The 6913-nt window shown below is 66.9% G+C and carries 6 protein-coding genes; all 6 read right to left on the reverse strand.

Translation table 11 applies throughout. The annotated features are described in order from the left end of the window. Window positions 1–2281 (reverse strand): FtsX-like permease family protein (locus tag Q4E95_RS09870; protein ID WP_303383146.1); only part of this gene is annotated, 2281 nt, incomplete at its 3' end. Continuing rightward, window positions 2281–3075 carry an ABC transporter ATP-binding protein gene (locus Q4E95_RS09875; protein ID WP_303383147.1) on the reverse strand — a complete coding sequence of 265 codons (795 nt, stop codon included), beginning with the start codon at window positions 3073–3075 and terminating at the stop codon, window positions 2281–2283. The genes Q4E95_RS09875 and Q4E95_RS09870, both read right to left, overlap by 1 nt. A gap of 135 nt (window positions 3076–3210) precedes the next feature. After that, entirely contained in the window at window positions 3211–3999 is a 789-nt protein-coding gene (locus Q4E95_RS09880) for a response regulator transcription factor (RefSeq protein ID WP_303383148.1), read from the reverse strand. After that, the gene (locus tag Q4E95_RS09885; protein ID WP_303383149.1) at window positions 3996–5207 is read right to left on the reverse strand and encodes a sensor histidine kinase; all 1212 of its coding nucleotides are present in this window, start codon (window positions 5205–5207) and stop codon (window positions 3996–3998) included. Before Q4E95_RS09885 ends, Q4E95_RS09880 begins: the two co-directional genes overlap by 4 nt. A 119-nt stretch (window positions 5208–5326) precedes the next feature. After that, window positions 5327–5902, reverse strand: coding sequence for a DUF3817 domain-containing protein (locus tag Q4E95_RS09890; RefSeq protein WP_312396558.1), 576 nt, complete (start codon window positions 5900–5902; stop codon window positions 5327–5329). Between the two features lie 93 nt (window positions 5903–5995). Then, a partial coding sequence (locus Q4E95_RS09895) for a hemolysin family protein (protein WP_303383150.1) occupies window positions 5996–6913 on the reverse strand: 918 nt, incomplete at its 5' end.

The raw sequence follows: 6913 nt of genomic DNA on the forward strand, positions 1-6913 counted from the left end.
AATCCACCCGTGCCATGCCCTCCACCGGGGACACCCGGGTGGCCCGACGCACCGGGGCGGCCGACGCGAGCACCGCCACCACCACCGCTGCCACGATGATCGCGAGGAAGCCGGACCACGGAACCGTGGGCTCCACGGTCATCCCCTCGGTCACCAGGGACATCACGCCCAGCGTGCCGAAGGCCCAGCCGACCACCAGGCCCACGATCGTGGCCACCAGTGAAATGACCAGCGCCTCGCGACGAATCATGGCGCCCAACTGCCGGCGGGTCAGACCCAGCGCCCGCAACAGGGAGTTCTCGCGAACCCGCTCGAGCACGGACAGAGACATGGTCGAGGCAATACCCAGTACGGACACCACCACGGCCGCGGCCAGCAGTCCCAGGGTGACCGTGAGCATCACCTCCAGGATGGACACGTAACCGGCCTTCTCCATGAGCGCGCCCTGGAGCTCACCCGGTGTCAGGTTCAGGATCCCCGCGACCTTCTCCTGCAGCTCGGCCGCGGAGGAGTTGTTGAGGGACTGGGCGGCGTCGATCTGGATGATCGCGCCGTCGGCGTCGGCCGGGTCGGTGGACTTGACTCCCAGCACGCCGTTGAGCTCGGAAATCTGCCGCACCTGCTCGGGGCTCACCTGTCCCGCGCTGGCGGGAACGGAGATATCCACGGGGCGGTTCTGATCCAACTCGTTGAGTAGGTTGACCCGGGCCACGTGCTGGCCCGTGAGGACCGTTGCCACCAACAGCACGCCGATCAACAATGCCGTGGCGGTCGTGGCCGTGCGCGCGGGATAGCGGGCGGCGTTCACGGCCGCCAATCGTGACGGCTGCCCGCCGGGCAAGAGGCGGCCCAAGCCCTGGACGAGCGGGGGCAGATACAACCGGGACGTCATGACCACTCCCAGGAAGCTCGCCAGACCGCCGATGATTCCCAGGATCGGATCACGTTCCGAAGCGCCGATCACCAGGGTTCCGGCGCCGGCCACGAGAATTAAGGCGCCCAGGACAATGCGAACGCGGGGAACGCCGTCGGCGGCGCGAGACCCCCGGAGCCCGTCCAGGGGCGAGGCCCCGTGGGCGCGGCGAGCCGGGCCCAGGGAAGCGACCATCGTGAGCACGATGCCCGTGAGCAACCCAACGAGCAGGTCACGCGGGGCCACCGTCACGGTCAGCGCACGAATGACTCCGGAGACCTGCAACACCACCGCCAGGGCCCACACCACGGCCACACCGATGAACGCACCCACGATGCCCAGGACAAGTCCTTCGGTCAGCACCGAGCGACGCACTTGCTTGCTCGTGGCACCCACGCAGCGCAGCAGCGCGAGTTCACGAGCGCGCTGGGCGGTCAGCACGGACAGCGTATTCGTTACGACCAGCAGCGCCACCAGGATGGACAGCCCCGCGAAGGCCAGGAGGAAAATGGTCAGGATGTTGGAGCCCGCGGCCAGCTGATCGAGCGTTTCCTCGGTCAGCTGTTCGGGAGTCACCACGCGCAGTTGGGGCTGCTGCCCCTGGCCGCTGGCCAGGATCTTGCCCGCGGTGGCCGTCAGTTCCTGGAGCTGGCCGTCCGTGGCTGGACCGTCCAGCGTGAGCTGAATGGCCTGCAGCGGGCTGCCACCCGAGATCTGCCCGGGAGACAACTGCGCCAAGGCGTCGTTGCTGAGCCACACGCTGGCGAACGCACCGGTGGCCGAGGTTTCGGTCAGGCCGGACACGGTGAATTCATTGGCCGCCGACGGCGCCCGCTCACCCTGCTCGGGCGCCTCACCCCCGCCGCCTTCGCCGGCGGGTGGGCCACTCATTTCCTGGAGGGACACGGTGTCGCCCACGCCCACCTTGAGCTTCTTGGCCAGGGATTCATCCAGCAACACTTGCTCGTCACCGCTGGGGTATTCCCCCTGCGTGATCTGCGCGGGGAATATGGCGGGATCGTTGGGCAGATTGGATGTCAAGGTGGCCGAGCCGTCCGAGGAAACCGCGTGCGAACCGGGGACGGCCCCGGTCATGTACTGGGCCCACACGGAATCCACACCGTCCACGTGGGAGAGCTCGTCGACCTGCTGGGGGGTGGCGCTGAAGCTGAAGGCGTCCGCTTCGGTGGTCACCACGGCGTCCGCATTCTTGTATTGCGCAGCCAGGTCATTGGTCATGCTCGCCGTCAACGTGCTCGACAGGCCGAGGGCCGCCGTCATGAAGCCGGAGGACACGGCCACCACGGCCAGGACCATGAGATAGCGCGTCCATTGCAGGCGAAGTCTGGACAGGATGACGGCGCGCATCAGCGATCACCCACCGGGGCGTCGTCGGGCTGGATCCGCCCGTCCATGACCCGGATGACGCGATCCGCGGCCTGGGCCACCCGGGGGTCGTGTGTCACGATGACCACGGTTTGGTTGAATTCGTCCACGCTGCGGCGCAGCATGCCGAGCACCTCGTGGGAGGTGGTGCTGTCGAGGGCGCCGGTCGGCTCATCCGCAATGATCACGGACGGTTCGGGGAACAGTGCGCGGGCGATGGCCACGCGCTGCTGCTGGCCCCCGGACATCTCGTCCGGACGGTGATCCAACCGGGAGCGGATCCCCAGGGTGTCCGCGAGTGCTTCCAGGCGCCGCGAGTTCACCTGCTTCGCGGCGAGTGAGAGGGGAAGTTCGATGTTCTGCCGCGCGGTCAGGGTCGGGACCAGGTTGAACGCCTGGAACACGAAGCCCACGTGGTCACGGCGGAAGCGGGTGAGCTGGTCGTCCGAGAGACCGGTGATGTCCTGCCCACCCACCACGATGCGTGTGCTGGGATCCTTGTCCGGAACGTCCAAGCCTGCCAAGCAGTGCACCAGGGTGGACTTCCCCGACCCGGAGGGCCCCATTACGGCAACCAGGGTGCCCTCGGCAATCTCCAGGTTCACGCGGTCCAGTGCTTTGACGGAAGCCTCACCGGCTCCGTAGATGCGGGAGACGTTGGCCGCCACCACGGCCATCGACCCCTGGTGACGGGATGGGGACGGGGTGTGCCGCTGGGTTTGCCGTCCCCATGGCAGGGCCTCAGATTGCTGGGTTCCGGTGCGCGTCGTGTTCATGCTTCAACTGTGTCCGAGGCCGGGGCCGGGCACATCGGGCGGGAGTACCGAACCCGCAGGCCACGGTCTCATCCCGGGGTGTGAGGGCCCGCAGCGGGGCCATCCGGGGGAATGAGGGTCCGCAGCAGCACACCGTCAGGCCGTCACCACGCCGGTTTCGTACGCGATCACCACGGCCTGCACCCGATCGCGGGCACCCAGCTTGGCCAGGATGTGGGACACGTGAGTCTTGACCGTGGGTTCGGACAGGTACAGCTCGGACATGATCTCGCCGTTGGACAGCCCCCGCCCCACGAGTTCGAACACCTCTCGCTCACGCGCTGTCAGCGCGGTAAGCCGGGGACTCTCCCACGGGTTCGACGCCGCCGCGGGCCCCCGCCCGGGGATCGTGTGGTTTCCGGGCACCCCCCGAGGTGACGCCGATCCGGCACCCGCGGGGGCGGCGTCGTCGTTGGGGGAACGGGCAATGAGCTGGTCGAGCAGCCGGCGAGTGGTGGAGGGCGCGATCACGGCGTCCCCGCGGGCGACCGTGCGGATGGCTTCGAGCAGTTCCTCGGGGCGGGCGTCCTTGAGGAGGAACCCACTGGCCCCGGCGCGGATGCCGTCCAAGGCATATTCGTCCAGGTCGAACGTGGTGAGCACAATGACTTTGATCTGCGGACGAGCTGCCAGGATGGCCCGCGTGGCCTCGATGCCGTTGAGTTGTGGCATGCGCACGTCCATGAGCACCACGTCCGGAATGCGTTCCGTGTCCACGGCCCCGGCCACCAAATCCACGGCTTCCCGACCGTCACCGGCCTCGCCGATCACCGCGAGATCCGGTTGGGAGTCCACGAGCATACGGAAACCGCCGCGCACGAGCGGCTGGTCATCGACTATGAGCACCCGCGACACAGCAGCGGACTCTGGGGGAATGGAACTCACGCGCCCTCCGAGGGGATGGTGGCCTGAACGACGAATACGTCCGCGCGGGTGACATGCGGACCCGCCGTCATCTCACCACCGTACAGAGCCACGCGCTCGCGCAACCCCTGAAGCCCGTGGCCTGCCCCCGGAGCCCGGGGCGGATCATTGGCCCCCGCGCCGTCGTTGACGACCTCCACCCACGAGAAATCGCGCTGATGATCAATGCTCACCCGTACCGAACCGGCCTGCCACGCGTGCTTCAACACGTTGGTGAGGCCCTCCTGCACCACCCGGTACAGGCTCAACTGAGCGCCGGTGCTCAGAGCGGGGGTGCCCGATTCTTGGAACTGCACGGGCAATCCGGCCGCTTGCACCGAGCGCACGAGCTCGGGAATGTCACCGAGCTGCGGCACCGGTTTGGTCTCCGTTTCACTGCCCGTGCGCAACACGCCCAGCAGTTTGCGCATCTCCGTCAGCGACCCGCGTGCGGTTTCGGAAATGGTCTCCAGGGTCTGGACGGCCACCTCCGGGTTCGACGCCGCCGCGTACCTCGCACCGTCCGCCTGGGCAATCACCACGGACAGCGAATGCGCCACCACGTCATGCATTTCCCGGGCAATGCGCGTGCGCTCGTCCTGGGCGGCAAGGCGCACTTCCTGTTCGCTCTCCACTTCGAGGCGACGAGCCCGATCCTCGAGCTGTTCACGCCGCAGCCGGCGCGTCCGCGCGAGATCACCCGCGAGGAAGGCCACGATCACGACCAATGCGCTGACCACGGTGAACATCAACGCCGCCAGAGCCCACTCCAACAGGGTGGGCGGGCCGTAAAACGCGAAGAACCAGCGATAACACAGTGCTCCGAAGATCGCGCAACCTAGCAGTGCGGTAAGGAGCACCGCACGACGCTTCTTCCTGGATGCCCGCACCGCCACGGTGTACATCAGACAGGGCACGGCCCACATGCACAGCCCGATGGTCGCGACGTTGAATACCACCAGGACGAAGAGCGCCAACCCTCCCACCGCGAACGCCGTGGCCACCGGGGCCGCTCGTCGAAACAACAACGGCAGGGCAACCACCGCGGCGCACCACAGGCTCCGGCCGCCGTCCAACGCCCCTGCCGTGAGAAAGGACAGCGAGACGAAGATTCCGCCGCTCATCATCAGAGCGTTGCTGAGGTGAGGGTGCTCTTGTGCCCAGCGCGCGAACCGTACGTGGAGTGCCATTGACACGAGGGTAGCGAGCTTTCACCCCGGGGTCGTCGTGCTCGGGTATGAGCCCCCGCAACCATGGTTCACGCCGATATGAACCGGGCCCACCGCTCAGCGACCCTGGCGGGCGGGCCCTAGTTGAACCACTCGGTGGGCGGCCCGGCGTTCAACAGAACCGTGAACAGCAGGGCAACCAACACCACCAATACGAGAGCCGAAAGGATCGGCCAGTGCAGAATCACGGCCAGGAGCCGCTCGGCAGCAGTGCGGGCGGGTTCCTGACCGTTCCGCGGTGCGACACCGGCCGGGGCCACGCGCCACTGCGAAGCCAGCAGGCCCTTGCGGTCCACGTGACGTTCGAACGGAACCGTGGCGAACGGGACGACCGCCAGGACCAGGCCCAAGATTCCCTTGGACGCGGGCCAGCGCTGATCGGTCCACACCACCACGGTGGATACGCAGTAGGACAGGAACACGAAGCCGTGAATACTGCCGGCGATCCGCATGGTCCAGTCCGGTGCGCCCAGGGCGTACTTGCCGATCATCGCGGTGATCAGCAGAGCCCACGTGAGCATTTCGGCCGTGGCCACCACGCGGTAGAGACCTCGGGGACTCACGCGCGGCTGGTGGCGTCCGGTGGTGTCGATGTTGGAACGGGAGTCGCTGTTCACGCGCTTTTCCGAAGCGGCTGCGGCTGACTGGCTGGGCATGAGTCTCCCTGGGATCACAGAACTGGTTTCACACCATTATGGGATGCCGGGCATGGGCCCTTCATCCACCGTTCGATTGATTCTCCGCGGCTCTCACTCCGCCGTCGACTTGCTGGTTGCATCCCGGACTTCGCCCACGAGTTCCTCCAACACGTCCTCGAGGGCCACGATGTACACCGATTCGTCCGTGGTGCGGGAGTCCCTGGCGACCTCGCCCACCAGGGCGAAGTGAGCGCCGTCGGCCTGCATGGTGCGCGTGACCTTTCGCAGCTTGTCCTGCGGAGCCACCCGGGCAAAACGACGGATCGACGCCGCCGGGATGGGTACGTGACGCATCTGCTCCGGAAGTCCCAGCACGTCCTTGGTGTGGATGTACCCCATCAGGCGCTCGTTCCGGTCCTGCACCGGGAACCGCGAGAAACCGGTCTCCGCGCACATCAGCTCGATCCCCGCGGCAGTGATGTCGCTGGGGACCGTGCGCATGCCGGTCAGGGGCAGGGCGACATCCTTGGCGGTCTTGTTCTCGAAGTTCAAGGCCCCCGTGAGCAACCGGATCTCGTCGGTGTCGAGCAAGCCCTCGCGGCCGGATTCCGCCACGAAACCGCGCACGTCCTCGGAGGTGAAGGATGAGGCGACCTCGTCCTTGGGCTCCACCCGGAAAACCCAGCGAACCAAGTGGTTTGCGGTCTCATTCATGATCCAAATGAACGGGCGGAACACCACAACGAACCCGTGCAGCATGGGACCCAGCACCATGGCCGCACGCCCCGGTACCGCAATCGCGATGTTCTTGGGCACCATTTCGCCCAACACCATGTGCAGGAAGGTCACGATCAACAAGGCGATGACCAGGGCAATGGGGTGCAACAAAGCCGAGGGCACACCGAAGTACTCGAGCGGCACCTCGATCAAGTGCGCAATCGCGGGTTCGCCCACGGCACCGATCAGCAAGGAACACGCGGTGATGCCGAGCTGGGTGGCGGCGAGCGCCGTCGACACGTTTTCAATGCC

It is taken from the genome of Kocuria sp., from assembly GCF_030536815.1.
Lineage (GTDB): Bacteria > Actinomycetota > Actinomycetes > Actinomycetales > Micrococcaceae > Kocuria > Kocuria gwangalliensis.